This window comes from Mesorhizobium sp. M0189 (genome assembly GCF_040322135.1).
Taxonomy (GTDB): Bacteria; Pseudomonadota; Alphaproteobacteria; order Rhizobiales; family Rhizobiaceae; genus Mesorhizobium.
In genome coordinates, this window is record NZ_JAMYSW010000022.1 from 1 (window position 1) to 16681 (window position 16681).

Sequence of the window (16681 nt, forward strand, 5' to 3'; positions counted from 1 at the left end):
CGCGGTGTGTCCGCCGCTCCGCTAAACACGGGGGCTGCGCGGCGGACACGCCGACGTCACAGCTACTGCCACGCCATTTTTGCAGAACTTGACGCACACAACTGCGCTTGCGGCTCCCAGGCGCCTGTTCCTCCCTTGCGCAGCCCCGAAACGCCGTGATACCTCGCCCGCAAGAATCCTGTCGCGGAACCGCCCACCATGTCGAAAGCAAAAGCCGTCAAGAAAGTCGTGCTCGCCTATTCTGGCGGCCTTGACACCTCGATCATCCTGAAATGGCTGCAGACCGAGCTCGGCGCCGAGGTCGTGACCTTCACCGCCGATCTAGGCCAGGGTGGCGAACTGGAGCCGGCTAGGCGCAAGGCCGAGATGATGGGCATCAAGGATATTCGCATCGTCGATGTCCGCGAGGAGTTCGTATCCGATTTCGTCTTTCCGATGTTCCGCGCCAACGCTGTCTATGAAGGCACCTATCTGCTCGGCACCTCGATCGCCCGGCCACTGATCTCGAAACATCTTGTCGAGATCGCCAGGGAGACCGGCGCCGATGCGATCGCCCATGGCGCCACCGGCAAGGGCAACGATCAGGTGCGTTTCGAACTCTCGGCCTATGCGCTCAACCCCGACATCAAGGTCATCGCGCCCTGGCGCGACTGGTCGTTCAAGTCGCGCACCGATCTGATCAATTTCGCCGAGCAGCACCAGATTCCGGTGCCGAAGGACAAGAAGGGCGATGCGCCGTTCTCGGTCGACGCCAACCTGCTGCATTCCTCCTCCGAGGGCAAGGTGCTGGAAGACCCGTGGAGCGAGCCGCCGGAATTCGTCCACCAGCGCACCATCTCGCCGATGGATGCGCCGGATGAGGTCACAGAGATCGAAATCGAATTCCTCAAGGGCGATCCCGTCGCGCTCAACGGCAAGAAACTGTCGCCGGCAACGATGCTGGCGGCGCTGAACGATCTCGGCCGCGACAATGGCATCGGCCGGCTCGATCTGGTCGAGAACCGTTTCGTCGGCATGAAATCGCGCGGCGTCTACGAGACCCCCGGCGGCACCATCCTGATATCGGCCCACCGGGCGATCGAATCGATCACGCTGGACCGCGGTGCCGCCCATCTCAAGGACGAGTTCATGCCGCGTTATGCCGAGCTGATCTATAACGGCTTCTGGTTCGCGCCCGAGCGGCTGATGCTGCAGGCGATGATCGACAACAGCCAGGAAGACGTCGAAGGCATCGTGCGGCTGAAGCTCTACAAGGGCAACGTCATTGTCACCGGCCGCAAGTCGAGGAAGACGCTCTATTCCGACGCGCTGGTCACCTTCGAGGACGACCGCGGCGCCTACGACCAGAAAGATGCCGAAGGTTTCATCCGCCTCAATGCGCTGAGGCTGCGCACGCTGGCGGCGCGTGGTCGTAAAGGCTAAGTATATATTCATGAAAATCCTGCTTAGCCTGGATCCATACTCTTAGTGAGCTAATGTAGTTGTTTCTAATGACAGCTGCAGAGCTTTTCTTGCTTGACCTCATGGCCGGATTGTCCAATTGTTTTTTTGGGCAATGGGGCTGTAATAATGCGACTTGGTCTTTTGATTTTGACGGCGATGATCGGCATTCTGGCGGGCTGCCAGACCGGACAGGACATCACGAAGAAGGATCCCCAGGCGGGATGCATCGCCGCTGTCGCTACATGGACCATTACGTTCAAACATGAGATCGCAGCCTTCATGGGCGTTTCTCAGGAACGCATGCCGAGCCTCTTCTGCCGGCGCTTGGGCGATGCGGTGCGCAGCGGCCGAATTGGCTTCTCCGACATAAACAGCCTTCAGCTCGACCAATCCACCGACATCTGGAAGGTCATCAAAGGCAAGTGACAGGTCGGCGATGGTTAGTTTGCGACGCGCCACGCGACTTCCGCTGATGTTGCTGGCGGGCCTGGCAGCAGCCGGAGCGGAGGAATTCGATCCCACCTCGCTCGACCTCGCCGCGCTGATTGAATGCAGGGCCGACGTGCCGGCCTATAACGGATTCGCCTTGTGGCTGAGCGGTGAGCCCGGCGCGGCGGAAAAACTTGGCTGGAAGGAAGTCACCGCCGGCAATCCTTTCCTCAGGCAATACGAGCTGCCGGCCACGGTCGGCGTCTTCGGGCGCGAAACGGCGGCCGTCGTCCTTACCGCGACCGGGCCGATGGCGGTGTTTGACGATGTTTCCGCGCCCGATCTCGCTCGAGCGCTCGGCGTCACAGCGCAAATCTCGACACCGGACAAATTCCTTGGCGAGAAGGTGCTCGTCGAAAGCAGCGAGGAAGCCGACGGCATGACATTTTCCACGCACATTGCGCTCAATGTCTCAACCGTTAATTCACATCCCGGCAAGGTTCTCGCCGGCTGCTCCTACGCGCTCGACGTGAAATAGAAAGCCCGGCGCATGGCCGGGCTTTCTGTCGAATCATTCTATCGAATAGAGATTTCTGTCAGTCGGCATCGATGGCTGTGGCCATGCGGGCGATGGCCTGTTGATAGACGCTAGCGGAATTCCAGCCAGCGATTGCGCCCATATTCGCCTGCGCGCTCGCTCCGGCCCGCCAACCATGGCCCTTGAGGAAGTTGGCCGTGGAAGCCAACGCAGTGCTCTTGTCGCGCAGATTTTTGTTGCCGACGCCATACGTCAAAACATTTCCGGGCAGGAACTGCGTGTGGCCGATCTCGCCATGTGCGGCACCGACCGACGAGGCGCTCAACGCTCCGCGATCGACCAGCTTCAGGGCTGCAATGGCATGGGGATAGAAGAACTCCGGACGGCGGCAATCATAGGCGAGCGTTAAAATGGCAGAGACCGTATTCTGGTTGCCCATGGCGGAACCGAAGCCCGTCTCCATACCCCAGATGGCGATCAACACACCCGGCGACACGCCGTAATTCCGTTCGATCTTGTCGAACAGCGCCGCATTGGCCTTCTTCAGCGCACGGCCCCTGGCAATGATCGCGGACGCGCCACGGCGCTTCATGAAAGCTTCGACCGAGCCGCTGAAAGCCTTATGGATGGCGCGGTCGACGGAGATCGTCTTTGTCGCGTAGGTTGCGCGAGCCAGAGCGGCCAGACCCTTCGAGCCGACACCGTCGGCCTTGGCCTCCGCGGCAAACTCCGGTTTCCACGCCTCGAAGCCGGCGCCGTTTTTGCCACAACTGGCCGCCGCCTGCGCGCCCGTCGCCAGCGCAAGCACCGCCACCACCGTGGCCACTACAAACATCTTCCCCTTGGCAAGAAATGCCATGCTGCTCTCCTGGTTGCCTGAATCACGTTCCCAATTGCGAATTTGCCAGCGAAACACCTGCTTGTCACTGTCCCGGCGCTGCGCCGATGCACTCAATACAGCAGGAACTTCAAATCCACCACACTGGCGGATGCCCGGGAATTTGCCTACGATCAAGTAATTATTGTGGCGGGGACAGAATAAGCATGAAAGACGTTGATGTCGTGATCGTCGGCGCCGGTTCGGCCGGACTTTCGGCTGCCAAGACCCTGCGCGCCGCCGGTTTTTCCTTCAAATTGTTAGAAGCGATGAACCGCGTCGGCGGCCGCGCCTGGACCAGCGACCAGCATTTCGGCGTGCCGTTCGACATCGGCTGCGCCTGGCTGCATGCGGCAGACCGCAATCCCTACTTTCCCGAGGCGAAAGCCGCCGCCTGGACGCTTCATCACCACGACATGAATGTCGATCATCTCTACTACCGCGAGCGAAAGGCAAGCGAAGCCGAAGAGGCCGCGATGAAGGTGGCCGACGCAAGACTGCTCGAACTGGTGGCGGCACGTCAGGTGAGGGAAGGCGACGATGACCGCCTTTCGGCATTGCTCGCCAAAGGCCACGCGCCGCGCGCCGCCGCAACCTTCGCGGGGCCGATGGATTTCGGCGCCGACGAGGACGAGATATCGATCCGCGACTTTCAGGCCGCCGCCGATCTCGATCCGAACTATTTCACCAGGGAAGGCTTCGGCACGCTGGTTGCGCGCTTCGGCGCCGACGTGCCGGTGGAGCTGTCGACGCCGGTGCGCAAGATCCTCTGGGATGGGCCGGGCGTAGCCTGCGTCACGGATCGCGGTACCATCCGCGCCAAGGCTGTCATCGTCACCGCCTCGCCGGCAGTGCTCGCCTTCGAGGAGATTGCGTTCTCGCCCGCACTCCCCGATGGGCATTTCGCTGCCTTCTTCGATCTGCCGATGGGCATGCTGACCAAGCTGCCGGTCGAAATATCCGGCACGAGGCTTGGCTTGGAGCCGTTCGACGATTTGCTGATCGAGCGGCTGGCCCGGCACGACATCTACTTCCTCTGCTTTCCCTTCGACTTCGATTTGATGGTCGGTTTCGTCGGCGGCGATTTCGCTTGGGAGATGTCGGCGGCGGGCGAGGCGGCCGGCATCGACTTCGTCGTCGACCGGCTCTGCGGCATCTTTGGCGGCGACGTACGAAAGCATGTCGGACGCGCAATGATGACCAATTGGGGCGCTGAGCGGTTTGTGCGCGGCGCCTATGCGGCGGCGCGGCCCGGCCGCTCGCAAGCGCGCGCCACGCTGATGCAGCCGGTGGCGGAAAAGATCTTCTTCGCCGGCGAGCATTTGGCCGGTCCGCTGATGCAGACCTGCGGCGGCGCCAGATTGTCGGGCGAGGCAGTGGCCAGGGAGGTCGTGGCCCAGCTTGCGGCAAAATAGCATCGGCCGGCAGGAACGTGGGCCGGTGACAGGCGTTTGGCCTTGTCCTGTTCGCCTCGTCCTCCGCATTTCGAATGATTTGAGACGCCAATGAAGCTTTTCGACTGCCCGCATTGCGGCCACCGTCTCTATTTCGAGAACGCGCAATGCCTGAACTGCGCCAGCCTCGTGCTCTATGATCCCGAGCATGCGCGTTTTGTGCTGTCCGGCATCGACGACATCTTCCAATGCACCAACGCCGACGAATGCGCCTGCAACTGGATGGCGGAGCCTGGCCACGCCTTCTGCCGCGCCTGCACGCTGAACCAGCTGATCCCGGATCTGTCGGTCGACGGCAATCGCCGCCGCTGGATCCGTGTCGAGGCGGCAAAGAAGCGTGCCGTCTATTCGCTGCTCGCCTTCGGCCTGCCGGTCGCATCCAAGCAGAATCCCGGCGACGAGATCGGCCTCGCTTTCGATTTTCTTGCCGATCCTATCGGTGGCGGTCCCGGTGGCGAGCGTATCCTGACCGGCCATGACAACGGCCTGATCACGCTCAACGTCGCCGAGGCGGACTCGGCTGAGCGCGAGCGGCGGCGCGTCGAGATGGGCGAGAACTACCGCACGCTGCTCGGCCATTTCCGCCATGAGCTCGGCCATTACTATTGGGACCGCCTGATCCGTGACGATCCGCAAAAGCTTGCCGGTTTTCGCGCTTTGTTCGGCGACGAACGCGCCGGCTACGAACAAGCGCTGAAGACCTATTACGCCGATGGCGCGCCGCCCGACTGGCAGCAGCGCCATATCTCGGCCTATGCGACGTCGCACCCGTGGGAGGACTGGGCCGAGACATGGGCGCATCACATGCACATCACCGACACGCTGGAGATGGTGCATGCGCTGAATTTCCCGCTCGGCCGGCTGGAGACCGTCGAAGCCAACGAGCTGCCGCGCGCCGATACCGGCGGCGAGCTGCAGCCGGCACCATCGGAACCCGCCACCAGGCCGGAGCCTTTCGAAAAGATCCTCGACCGCTGGCTGGTGCTGTCGGAAGCTTCCAACTCGATCAACCGCTGCATGGGCCTGCCCGATCTGTATCCCTTCGTAATCTCCGACGTGGCGGCGCAAAAGCTTGCTTTTGTTCACGAGCTTTTGACTGACCTGCCGAAAACTATTGGAACAAATCGTGAGCCGGCGGAGGCTTTTTAGCCGGAACGCATGCCGCTTTGCTTCGTTTTCGGTCCCGAGGGACTGTGAAACGGAGAGAAAACCATGAAACGCATATTGTTTCCGGCGGTGGCCGGAGCGCTCATAGCGATGTCGGGCTCTGCTTTGGCCGAAACCGCCGTCTCGGCCATCACCGATCTCAATGTACGCGCCGGCCCCGGCCCGCAATATCCGGTCATCGGGGTACTCGCGGCCGGCCAGTCGGCGACGCTCGACGGCTGCATCGCCAACAGCAAATGGTGCACCATCGCCGAGGCCAACGGCCAGGGCTGGGTCTATTCCGACTATGTGACGGCCGATTTCGGCGGCAGCCGTGTGGTCCTGACACAGCGTCCGGCCGGCGCCGACATTGCCGTCGTGACACCGCCTGCCGATAGCGCCGAATATTCCGACAGCTATACCGGAGCGATCGTTGCCGGCGAGGCGATCGAGCCCATCCGGCGGCCGCCGGCGGAAATCCGCACCTATGTCGAAACGAACCGGCTCGATCCGGTCTATCTCGAAGGCGAGGTGGTTACCGGCGCGATGTTGCCCGACACCGTCGAGCTGCGCGAGATACCCGATTATGATTATCGCTACGTCTATGTGAACGGCCAGCCGGCGCTGGTCGATCCGAGCAGCCGGCGTATCGTGTACGTCGTGCGCTGACGCGCAAAACAGGGCGGTCGCCCTGTAATGGCGGCCGCTCACACCCCGACATTGCCACAAGCCGGCATTGCCGCTGCAATACCGGTTTCCACTTTTGCGTCCGATGCTCTAGATCATGCGAGCCGAAGCACCAGCCAGCGAGCCCGCGTGACGATCGACCCGACCGCCTTCCAACAGTACCGGCACACCGCCAACGAGAAGACCACTTTGCCGCGCCTTCTGCTTGGAACGGTCGTCGTCATCCTGTTCTGGCTCGGAATCACTGCCGCCGTGCTGTTCGGCGGCACCTATGCCTTTGCCGTTTGGCAGGCGTCGTCTGGCACCGCCCCGCCAGGTGGAGGAGCGGTGCAGGATTTCATGGCCTCTCCAGCGGGCATCCTCGCGGCGCTGGCTTCGTTTGCCGGAATCTGGCTCGGCCTTTGGGCTGCCATGCGCTGGATCCATCGCGAGAAGCTGACGGCCCTGATCGGCGTCAGCCGGCGCATTTCATGGTCGGGGTTCCTGAAAGGGCTGGCCGCCGTGCTGATCACCTCGCTGCTTTCCGAGATCCTGCTTTACGGCCTGCAGCCCGATATTGCGCGCGGTACGATCGGCCTGTCCTCGTGGCTTTTGTTCCTGATCCCGATCGCTGCGCTGACCTTTCTGCAGACCTCGTCGGAGGAGATGCTGTTTCGCGGTTATCTGCTCAGGGGCCTGGCGAGCCGGTTCCAGAACCCTTTCATCTGGGCGCTGCTGCCGGGATTGCTGTTCACCTCGCTACATTGGAGCCCAGGCTCGAGCGCCGCGATCAATGCCTGCGTGCTGGCCTCGATCGCCGCCTTTGCGCTGCTGCTGACGCTTCTGGTCTATGCAACCGGCAATCTCGGTGCCGGCTTCGGCGCCCATCTCGGCAACAATCTGACCGGCTTCCTGCTGATTTCGCACCAGCAAAGCTATAATTCCTTCGCCCTGTTCAACGCCAAGCCGCTCGAAGCCGCCGGCTGGACGACTTCAGACGCCGTCCTCATCGCCGCGATCGGCATCGTCAGCAGCCTGTTGACCGTTCTGCTGCTTTTGCATCCGCGCTCCCCGCTGAAGGTCGAGCCGGATATGGCGCGCGCCAGCAGCGTGCGCTGATGCGCCTTGCCTGGTTGTCCTGAGCATATTTGGCGCAAAGCCTGACCAAAGCTTGACTCCGCGGCCGATTTCCTGTCTACACGCCGCGAAATTCCGCGACGAGTATTCCTCCGAGCAAACCGACCGGGACGCCGAAACCTCTTTGAGGTGAAGTGCTGTAAATCGATCCCGGAGGCCAACACCCGGCAGCGCTGTGCGCCCCCGGGTGCTTTTTGGCTTTGGGCTTTTGCCCGGACCGGCTTTTGCTTGGACAGCTGGCGCGAACGCATTACCTCTCGGGCATCATCCGGGTGCCAGGGAAAAGGAAAAAGAATGTTTGAATCGCTACAGGAACGTCTTGGTTCGATCCTGAACGGCCTCACCGGCCGCGGCGCCTTGTCGGAGGCGGATGTCTCGGCGGCGCTGCGCGAGGTGCGCCGCGCGCTGCTCGAGGCCGACGTGGCGCTGGAAGTGGTGCGTTCCTTCACCGACAAGGTGCGCGAGAAGGCCGTCGGCGCCGCCGTGGTCAAGTCGATCAAGCCCGGCCAGATGGTCGTCAAGATCGTCCATGACGAGCTGGTCGAGATGCTCGGCGCCGAGGGCGTCGCCATCGACCTCAATGCGCCGGCTCCGGTCGTCATCATGATGGTCGGCCTGCAAGGTTCCGGCAAGACGACGACCTCGGCCAAGATCGCCAAGCGGTTGGCCGAGCGCCAGAACAAGAAGGTCTTGATGGCCTCGCTCGACACGCGGCGTCCCGCCGCGCAAGAGCAGCTCCGTCAGCTCGGCGAGCAGGTCAAGGTCGCGACGCTGCCGATCGTCGCCGGCCAGACGCCAGTCGACATCGCCCGCCGCGCCGTGCAGGCGGCAAAGCTCGGCGGCCATGACATCGTCATCCTCGACACCGCCGGCCGTACGCACATCGACGAGCCGTTGATGGTCGAGATGGCCGACATCAAGAAGGTGTCGTCGCCGCACGAGATCCTGCTGGTTGCCGATTCGCTGACCGGCCAGGACGCCGTCAATCTGGCGAAAAGCTTCGATGAGCGTGTTGGCATCACCGGCCTCGTGCTGACCCGCATGGACGGCGACGGTCGCGGTGGCGCAGCACTCTCGATGCGCGCCGTCACCGGCAAGCCGATCAAGCTGATCGGCATCGGCGAAAAAATGGACGCGCTGGAGGAATTCCACCCCAAGCGCATCGCCGACCGCATCCTCGGCATGGGCGACATCGTCAGCCTCGTCGAAAAGGCAGCCGAGAACATCGACGCCGAGCAGGCGGCGGCGATGGCCAAGAAGATGCAGTCGGGCAAGTTCGACCTGAACGACCTCGCCGGCCAGCTTCAGCAAATGTCGAAAATGGGTGGCATGGGCGGCATCATGGGCATGATGCCGGGCATGGGCAAGATGAAGGACCAGATGGCCGCCGCCGGTCTCGACGACAAGATGTTCGGCCGCCAGCTCGCCATCATCTCGTCGATGACCAAGGCCGAGCGCGCCAATCCCGATATTCTGAAGCACTCGCGCAAGAAGCGCATCGCCGCCGGCTCGGGCACCGACGCGGCCGAAATCAACAAGCTGTTGAAGATGCATCGCGGCATGGCCGACATGATGAAGGCGATGGGCGGCAAGGGCAAAGGTAGCGGCCTGATGCGCGGCATGATGGGCGGCCTCGCTTCCAAGATGGGGCTCGGCGGCATGATGCCCGGCATGGGCGGCCAAGGCGGCATGATGGGCGGCGGCATGCCCGATCTGTCCAAGATGGACCCCAAGCAGCTCGAGGCCTTGCAGAAGCAGGCACAGGCGGCCGGGCTCGGCGGCATGAAGGGCCTGCCCGGCGGCTTTCCCGCTGGCGGTGGCCTGCCTGGCTTGCCCGGCGGCATGAAGCTCCCTGGTTTGCCGGGATCCGGCGGCGGGCTGCCTGGCCTCGGCAAGAAGAAATGAGGGCGCCATGAACGAAGAAAAGGACATGGCTGACGCGCGCGCGGCGCTGGTCAATTATCGCGCCTCGATCGACAACATCGACGCGGCGCTGATCCACATGCTGGCCGAGCGCTTCCGCTGCACCAAGGCGGTCGGCGTGCTGAAGGCGGAGCATGGCCTGCCGCCTGCCGATCCGGCACGCGAGCAGCAGCAGATCGCCCGTCTTCGCCAACTGGCGAAGGACGCCCATCTCGACCCGGATTTCGCGGAAAAATTCCTGAACTTCGTCGTCCGCGAAGTGATCCGCCATCACGAGCAGATCGCCGCATCCAACGGCATAACGAAAACCGGCTGAGGACCAGCCACCAACCGATCAACCAAATCAGAGCTTTTTAGGAGAAAAGAAATGCCACTGAAAATCCGACTGGCCCGTGCGGGCTCGAAGAAGCGTCCCTATTACCACGTCGTCGTCGCCGATGCCCGTTCGCCGCGCGACGGCCGTTTCATCGAGTCGCTTGGCTCGTGGAACCCGCTGCTGCCCAAGGACGGCGAACGCGTCAAGGTTGACGCCGAGCGCGTCAAGCATTGGCTGTCGCACGGCGCCCAGCCGACCGACCGCGTGCTGCGCTTCCTCGACGAGGCCGGCCTCGCCAAGCGCGAAGCCCGCGCCAACCCGAAGAAGGCCGAGCCCGGCAAGAAGGCGCAAGAGCGCGCAGCCCTGCTGAAGAAGGCGCAGGAGGAAGCTGCAGCCGCTGTTGCCGCCGCTTCCGCCGCGCCGGCCGAGGCGGAAGCCGCCAGCGCCGAATAAGTCATCGATTGCCCTTCACAAAACGGCTGACCAGTCACAAAACGGCGGGCCTTTGCCCGCCGTTTTGCTGTCCATCCGTATGATGCGGCCCGATCAATAGCCTTCCGGGCAACTCGCAACGTAGACACGGCCATTGCGATCGCGATAACGGCACTGGCCGCTTTCGCTGGCACGGCCGATCAGCGCACCGGCCAAGGCGCCGGCCGCACCGCCGATCACCGCGCCCTTGGTCGGGTTGCCGGCCACTGCGGCGCCGACCGCCGCACCGCCCAGGCCACCAACGGCCGCGCCTTGCTCAGTACGGGAGCAGGCACCGAGCGGCACCAGCAGGGCCATCAAGATCATCACCTTTTTCATTGTCGTTCCTCTCCAACAGGGTGCCGTCCTCGCCGCTGCGCCCCCTAACTCGCAACCAGCCAATTTGATCCAAAGAAGAAGATCGGCAGCAGACCGGGCGGCGCTCGATTTGATCCAAAGAGAAGAAAGGCGGCGGCAGACAGCGCCCTCTCTGGCGGCGTGGCCGCCATCGAACGGCTTTGGAAGTCGCTGCTATTGGCTGAACGGGATCAGCGCGCGCACCCTTGGATCGCGCAGATACAGGCCGCCCCAGAGGATGGCGCCAAGGTAGACGCCGAACAGCATATGCGAGAACAAAGGGCTGCCGATACGCACATGCGTGGCGATGGCGCCGCCGAGATAGGCGGTGAGCAGGATGGCGCCGAGCACCGAGGTGCGCGGCAGTACATAAAGTGCTGTCGAGACCAATCCAATGATGCCGAGCATGCGCGAGACATTGGCATCGGCTGGCCAGCCGAGCTGCACCATGGTCTGGGTGACGATTTCGAGCGGCGGTAGCTTGATGACGCCGTCGAAGATCATGAACAGCACGATGACGGCGCTGAGCACGCGACCGGCCCAGAGGGCGCGCGGTGAGACGGATGCTGCCTGAGACTTGGTCATTGATGTTCCCTCCGGTCGTTGCGAGCACTGGCTTTTCTGCCAGCTCGAACCAAGGACGCGTCCCATGACGGCCATCCGACATGCCTCCAGTGCTTTTTCACTCCGGGGACGGCGACCTTGGATGTGCAAGTTCAGCCAGCAACCAACCTGGCCAAGTCCACCTTGCGAGGTGAGGTGGAGGGCGTTATTGGAAATCCGTAAGGGTATCTCCCGAGCGCTCGACGGCAGCAGCCGCCTAATCGCACAACGAAAGTAAGCGATGGCCGGAGAGACCGACCTGAAAAAGTTGCTGGCGGCAATGACGCCGGAGTTGCTTGCCGGCGTTCATGCCTTCACCACGTTGCCACCTGATGCGGCCGTTCCCGACCAGCTCGATCCGGTAATGCTGTTTCGCGAGCACGAGGGCATGACGCTGATCGTGCTTGAAGACCAGGCCAAGACCGCTGGCCTGAAAACCGTGTTCCGCTGCCGGATGCTGACGCTGAACGTCCATTCGTCGCTGGAAGCGGTCGGCTTCCTCGCCGCCATCACCGCGCGGCTGGCCACCGCCGGCATCGGCGTCAATCCGGTCTCGGCCTTCTACCACGATCACCTGTTCGTGCCCGCCGACCGGGCGGAGGAGGCGCTGGATGTTTTGCAGAAACTCGCTGCGGACGCCGCACGATAAGGATCAATGCCTTCGGACGTACAAAATGTCGGGCAATCGCTCTTCATTGTTCGTGCCGTTGCCCAAAGCTTCCGCGCGAAAGCCATGGCGCTCGTAGAAGCGCCGAGCGCCTGAGTTCGACTGAAAGCAATGCAATTTCACAACCGGCAAATTCGCGGTTGCTTGTGTCAGCAGCCGGGCGCCGATGCCTTGGCCAGTCCAGGCAGGATCCAGATAGAGCTGCTCGACCCATTCTCCTGCAACGGCGACAAAGCCAACAATGGCCGCGTCGATTTCGGCGACCGTCACGTGCTGCTGCGCCAGCACGGTGCCGCTGATGAAGGCCATATCCTCATCCGGTGTATGCAGGACCGGCATCCAGTCGAACGACGAAAGCGCTGCGCGCATGATCCTGGCAATTGCGCCTGCGTCCGACCCGTTAGCCGGACGCAGCGCGATTTTAGTCGCAATGCTCATCTCACAAGCCTGCGACCGCGGGCCGCCGGCCGTCCGGCGCCCCCGCGGAGGGCCAGCCGCGAAGCGGCGATGCGGCCCGTGAGCGAGAAGTTATGCCGCCTTCTTCTTTGGCTGGATCAGCCCGCGCTCGACCAGCAGCTCCGCGATCTGAACCGCGTTGAGTGCCGCGCCTTTGCGCAGATTGTCGGAGACGATCCACATCGACAGGCCGTTGTCGATGGTCGAATCCTCGCGGATGCGCGAGATGAAGGTGGCGTCCTCGCCAGCCGATTCCAGCGGCGTGATGTAGCCGCCGTCCTCGCGCTTGTCGATGACCTGGCAGCCCGGCGCCTCGCGCAGGATCTCGCGCGCCTCATCGGCGGTGATCGGCTTCTCGAACTCAATGTTGACCGCTTCCGAATGGCCGATGAACACCGGCACCCGCACGCAGGTCGCCGTCAGCTTGATCTTGGGATCGAGCATCTTCTTGGTCTCGGCCACCATCTTCCATTCTTCCTTGGTGAAGCCGTCGTCGAGGAAGACGTCGATATGCGGGATGACGTTGAAGGCGATGCGCTTGGTGAACTTCTTGACGTCGACGGAATCGGCGACGAACACCGCCCGCGTCTGCGTGAACAGTTCGTCCATGCCTTCCTTACCGGCGCCGGAGACCGACTGGTAGGTGGCGACGACGACGCGCTTTATGGTGGCGAAGTCATGCAGCGGCTTCAGCGCCACGACCAGCTGCGCCGTCGAGCAGTTCGGGTTGGCAATGATGTTCTTGCGTGTGAACAGCGAAATCGCATCCGGGTTCACTTCGGGAACGATCAGCGGCACGTCCTGGTCGTAGCGGAAGGCCGATGAATTATCGATGACGACGCAGCCCTGCTTGCCGATCTTCGGCGACCATTCCTTGGAGACGTTGCCGCCGGCCGACATGATGCAGATGTCGGTGTCGGAAAAATCATATTGGTCGAGCGTCCGGACCTTCAGCGTGCGGTCGCCGAACGACACTTCCGTGCCCTGGCTGCGCCGCGAGGCCAGCGCCACCACCTCACTCACCGGAAAGCCGCGCTCTTCCAGTATGTTGAGCATTTCTCGGCCCACATTGCCCGTGGCGCCGACGATCGCAACCTTGAAACTCATCGAAATCTCCTGTCCCTCTCCGCTCGGTTTCTGGAGAAACCCGCCGGCCAATGCGGGTTTCACCCCGGGCCGGACCCGGGAGAGGGTGGTTAGGCCAAGGGAATCAGACCGTTTTGGTGGTCGTTTTACCGGTTTTTTTGACCAAGAACGTGGTTTTGCTGGAACGGAAAGGCGCACCGAGACGTCCGGCCCAATGGTTCGCATTGGGGCCGGGGATGTCGAAGGCAAGAAGCGCCATCAAAAGGCCGCGCATCGAAAACTATCCCGTTCGGTGCCGGCTTTTACGCGGTTTGCGTAAGGAGTCAATCGCAACCAGGCGGATCGCCCGCCCTGTACAACGAGGGCGGCACGAAGTACGAACGGGCATCGTTTGGCTCGTGGCGCCCGTCGTGGCGCTTGCCGACATCAGACCCGTCGCCGGGCATTTAAGAATCCGAATTTCGAAAGAAGCATATGTCCAACTTCGAAGCTATTGTCCCCGTGCTGGCAAAGGCGCTGGAAAAACGCGGCTATGTCGAGCTGACACCGGTGCAGAAAGCGGTTCTTGAGCTCGGTCAGGCCGATGCGCTGGTTTCAGCCCAGACCGGCTCCGGCAAGACCGTCGCTTTCGGACTGGCCTTGGCGCCGACGCTGCTCGACGGCGCGGAGCGCTTTTCCCACGCGGCGGCACCCCTGGCGCTGGCCGTGGCGCCGACGCGGGAGCTGGCCCTGCAGGTGACGCGCGAGCTGGAATGGCTCTACGAGCTGACAGGCGCCACGGTGTCGTCCTGCGTCGGCGGCATGGACATGCGCACCGAGCGACGCGCGCTGGAGCGTGGCGCCCATATCGTCGTCGGCACGCCCGGCCGCCTGCGCGACCACATCACCCGCAATTCTCTCGACATGTCGGCGCTCAAGGCAGTCGTGCTCGACGAGGCCGACGAGATGCTCGATCTCGGCTTTCGCGAGGACCTGGAATTCATCCTCGACGCCGCCCCTGCCGAGCGCCGCACGTTGATGTTTTCCGCGACCGTGCCGCGCTCCATCGCCACGCTGGCCAAGGGCTACCAGCGCGATGCCGTGCGCATCTCGGCCTCCGGCGAGGAGAAGCAGCATCTCGACATCGAATACCGGGCGCTGGGCGTCGCGCAGGCCGACCGCGAAAACGCCATCATCAACGTGCTGCGGTACTATGAGGCGAAGAACGCGCTGGTGTTCTGCAACACGCGTGCCGCCGTCAATCACCTGACAGCACGCTTCAACAACCGCAACTTTTCCGTCGTGGCACTGTCCGGCGAGCTGAGCCAAAACGAGCGCAGCCACGCGCTGCAGGCGATGCGCGACGGCCGCGCCAAAGTCTGCATCGCCACTGACGTCGCGGCGCGTGGCATCGACCTGCCCAATCTCGAGCTGGTCATCCATGCCGACTTGCCGACCAACCCGGAGACGCTTCTGCACCGAAGCGGGCGAACGGGACGGGCGGGGCGCAAGGGCGTCAGCGCGCTGATCGTGCCGAACAATGCCCGCAAGCGCACCGAGCGGCTGCTGCAAAGTGCCGGCCTTGCGGCGACCTGGGCGAGCCCGCCCTCGGCCGACGACGTGATCCGGCGCGATGACGAGCGCATTCTCGCCGACCCGGTCCTCAGCGAGCCTATGAAGGATGAGGAGCGCGGCTTCGTCCAGGCGCTTCTCGATCAGCACGGGCCGGAACAGGTCGCCGCAGCCTTCGTACGGATGTGCCGCTCCAGCCGCTCGGCGCCGGAGGACCTTCTCGACGTCGCACCGTTCACGCCGTCGGGCGAAAAATTTGCGCGCCGGGACGAGGCACCGAGCCGCCGCGACGATTTCGGCGACAGCGTCTGGTTCTCGCTGTCGGTCGGACGCCGGCAGAATGCCGAGCCGCGCTGGCTGATCCCGATGCTGTGCCGGACAGGCGGCATCTCCAAGCGCGAGATCGGCGCCATCAAGATGCAGCCGGAAGAAACCTTCGTGCAGATCGCGGCGGACTGGGCCGAGCGCTTCCTCGCCGCGATCGGCCCCGACCGCAAGCTGCAGGGCAACATTGCGGTCAAGCGGCTGGACGGCACGCCCGATCTGTCGCGGGCCGGCTATCAGGAGCCGCGCCCCGACAAGAAGCCGCACCGCGGCAAGCGGACATTCGATCAGAACGCGCCCAAATTCGAGAAGCGCGCACCGGCTGACCAGCGCCCGGCATTCGAGGCAAAGCCCTGGGCCGGCAAACCGGCCAAGGCGAAATTCGAAGGCGGACCGGCGAAACACAAGAAATCGAAGAAACGGCCGGGGTGAATAGTCTGCCCCTTCCATTTCGCGCACGCCCCTTGCGGTCTACCGGAACTTTGCACAGTCTGGGGCAGGGCAATGGGGTGGGCAGGACATGCGCGGCGAAGTTCTTCACTATGACGAGGACCAGGCCTTCGGTTTCATTACCGGGGCCGATGGCAACCGCTACAGCTTCGCGCGCGAGGACTTGCGCCGCCAAGCGTCGGTTGCCGGAGGCACGACCGTCGAATTCCAGCCGGCTGGCGGACGGGCACGCGATGTTTTTTCGATCCACGCCCAACCTGCCAGTGCACCCGCCCGTGCCTCCGCTGCAACCGCCGCCCCATCTCAGGCCGGCAATGCGCCCGCGGCACGTCAGCCGCAACATTTCGGCCGTTCCGCTGAAAATCAAACCGCCGAATCCACCGGCCTGTGGAGCTACTTCTCGCGTGGCCTGACCGAAAATTATTTCAACTTCGCCGGCCGTGCCCGCCGCAAGGAATATTGGGGCTATTGCCTGTTCTGGACGATCGCGCTGATCGTGGCGATAGGATTCGGCGTCTTCATCGACGACGCCATGGGCAATCTCGACAACAGTGAATTGCCGGCAGTGACGGTCGGCCTTTGCGGCCTCTTCCTGCTGGCGACAGCCCTGCCGTGGTTCGGGCTCAACGTGCGCCGCCTGCACGATATCGGCCTGACCGGCTGGCTCTTCCTGCTTTTCCTGATCCCGACCTTCGGCACCGTGATCATCCTGATCTTTGCGCTGATCCCGACCCAGCCGCGTGAAAACCAGTGGGGTCCGGTGCCGGCGGGTGTCCAAATCTAACCG

The 16681-nt window shown here is 63.2% G+C and carries 19 protein-coding genes; 13 read left to right on the plus strand and 6 right to left on the minus strand.

Annotated elements, in window-relative coordinates; translation table 11 throughout:
- Window positions 1-198: 198 nt before the first annotated feature.
- The 3 genes from NKJ09_RS27905 to NKJ09_RS27915 all read left to right on the plus strand — a co-directional run bounded on the left by NKJ09_RS27905 (window position 199) and on the right by NKJ09_RS27915 (window position 2410).
- On the plus strand, window positions 199-1422 hold the full coding sequence (locus NKJ09_RS27905) for an argininosuccinate synthase (RefSeq protein ID WP_352481074.1): 1224 nt from the start codon (window positions 199-201) through the stop codon (window positions 1420-1422).
- Window positions 1423-1569: 147 nt separating this feature from the next.
- Window positions 1570-1869, plus strand: a complete 300-nt coding sequence (locus tag NKJ09_RS27910; RefSeq protein WP_352481075.1) for a hypothetical protein — start codon at window positions 1570-1572, stop codon at window positions 1867-1869.
- Between the two features lie 46 nt (window positions 1870-1915).
- Complete coding sequence (locus NKJ09_RS27915) at window positions 1916-2410, plus strand: hypothetical protein (RefSeq protein WP_352495991.1); 495 nt, start codon at window positions 1916-1918, stop codon at window positions 2408-2410.
- Between the two features lie 58 nt (window positions 2411-2468).
- Here the strand turns inward: NKJ09_RS27915 and NKJ09_RS27920 are convergent, their stop codons facing one another.
- A complete protein-coding gene (locus tag NKJ09_RS27920) occupies window positions 2469-3269 on the minus strand; it encodes a lytic murein transglycosylase (protein ID WP_023721906.1) in 801 nt (266 codons plus the stop codon).
- 185 nt (window positions 3270-3454) lie between these two features.
- On the opposite strand from NKJ09_RS27920, the gene NKJ09_RS27925 reads away from it, so the two are divergent.
- From NKJ09_RS27925 to rpsP, 7 genes are all read left to right on the plus strand, one after another.
- Window positions 3455-4702 (plus strand): flavin monoamine oxidase family protein, encoded by a 1248-nt coding sequence (locus tag NKJ09_RS27925; RefSeq protein ID WP_352495992.1) that lies wholly within the window; start codon window positions 3455-3457, stop codon window positions 4700-4702.
- A gap of 90 nt (window positions 4703-4792) precedes the next feature.
- Window positions 4793-5890: a zinc-binding metallopeptidase family protein gene (locus tag NKJ09_RS27930; RefSeq protein ID WP_352481078.1), complete on the plus strand. Its 1098-nt coding sequence runs from the start codon at window positions 4793-4795 to the stop codon at window positions 5888-5890.
- Window positions 5891-5953: 63 nt separating this feature from the next.
- Entirely contained in the window at window positions 5954-6556 is a 603-nt protein-coding gene (locus NKJ09_RS27935; protein WP_023721909.1) for a DUF1236 domain-containing protein, read from the plus strand.
- Window positions 6557-6703: 147 nt separating this feature from the next.
- Window positions 6704-7672, plus strand: coding sequence for a CPBP family intramembrane glutamic endopeptidase (locus tag NKJ09_RS27940; RefSeq protein WP_023721910.1), 969 nt, complete (start codon window positions 6704-6706; stop codon window positions 7670-7672).
- Window positions 7673-7984: 312 nt separating this feature from the next.
- Window positions 7985-9595: a signal recognition particle protein gene (ffh, locus tag NKJ09_RS27945; RefSeq protein WP_352481079.1), complete on the plus strand. Its 1611-nt coding sequence runs from the start codon at window positions 7985-7987 to the stop codon at window positions 9593-9595.
- Window positions 9596-9602: 7 nt separating this feature from the next.
- Window positions 9603-9929: a chorismate mutase gene (locus NKJ09_RS27950; RefSeq protein ID WP_023721912.1), complete on the plus strand. Its 327-nt coding sequence runs from the start codon at window positions 9603-9605 to the stop codon at window positions 9927-9929.
- A gap of 51 nt (window positions 9930-9980) precedes the next feature.
- A complete protein-coding gene (gene rpsP / locus NKJ09_RS27955) occupies window positions 9981-10382 on the plus strand; it encodes a 30S ribosomal protein S16 (RefSeq protein ID WP_023721913.1) in 402 nt (133 codons plus the stop codon).
- Between the two features lie 93 nt (window positions 10383-10475).
- On the opposite strand, the gene NKJ09_RS27960 is transcribed toward rpsP, so the two are convergent.
- Window positions 10476-10739: a YMGG-like glycine zipper-containing protein gene (locus NKJ09_RS27960; RefSeq protein WP_023680734.1), complete on the minus strand. Its 264-nt coding sequence runs from the start codon at window positions 10737-10739 to the stop codon at window positions 10476-10478.
- A gap of 192 nt (window positions 10740-10931) precedes the next feature.
- Window positions 10932-11342, minus strand: coding sequence for a DoxX family protein (locus NKJ09_RS27965; RefSeq protein ID WP_023721914.1), 411 nt, complete (start codon window positions 11340-11342; stop codon window positions 10932-10934).
- A gap of 259 nt (window positions 11343-11601) precedes the next feature.
- On the opposite strand from NKJ09_RS27965, the gene NKJ09_RS27970 reads away from it, so the two are divergent.
- Window positions 11602-12009, plus strand: coding sequence for an ACT domain-containing protein (locus NKJ09_RS27970; RefSeq protein WP_352495993.1), 408 nt, complete (start codon window positions 11602-11604; stop codon window positions 12007-12009).
- A 3-nt stretch (window positions 12010-12012) separates the two neighbouring features.
- Here NKJ09_RS27970 and NKJ09_RS27975 read toward each other — a convergent pair whose 3' ends face one another.
- The 3 genes from NKJ09_RS27975 to NKJ09_RS27985 all read right to left on the minus strand — a co-directional run bounded on the left by NKJ09_RS27975 (window position 12013) and on the right by NKJ09_RS27985 (window position 13843).
- The gene (locus NKJ09_RS27975) at window positions 12013-12396 is read right to left on the minus strand and encodes a GNAT family N-acetyltransferase (RefSeq protein ID WP_352516117.1); all 384 of its coding nucleotides are present in this window, start codon (window positions 12394-12396) and stop codon (window positions 12013-12015) included.
- A gap of 159 nt (window positions 12397-12555) precedes the next feature.
- Window positions 12556-13590 carry an aspartate-semialdehyde dehydrogenase gene (locus tag NKJ09_RS27980; protein WP_023721916.1) on the minus strand — a complete coding sequence of 345 codons (1035 nt, stop codon included), beginning with the start codon at window positions 13588-13590 and terminating at the stop codon, window positions 12556-12558.
- A gap of 103 nt (window positions 13591-13693) precedes the next feature.
- On the minus strand, window positions 13694-13843 hold the full coding sequence (locus tag NKJ09_RS27985) for a hypothetical protein (RefSeq protein WP_023721917.1): 150 nt from the start codon (window positions 13841-13843) through the stop codon (window positions 13694-13696).
- A gap of 200 nt (window positions 13844-14043) precedes the next feature.
- Between NKJ09_RS27985 and NKJ09_RS27990 the strand changes: the two genes are divergently transcribed.
- Entirely contained in the window at window positions 14044-15876 is a 1833-nt protein-coding gene (locus NKJ09_RS27990; protein ID WP_352495995.1) for a DEAD/DEAH box helicase, read from the plus strand.
- Between the two features lie 88 nt (window positions 15877-15964).
- Window positions 15965-16678 (plus strand): DUF805 domain-containing protein, encoded by a 714-nt coding sequence (locus NKJ09_RS27995; protein ID WP_352481083.1) that lies wholly within the window; start codon window positions 15965-15967, stop codon window positions 16676-16678.
- The last annotated feature ends 3 nt before the right edge of the window (window positions 16679-16681 follow it).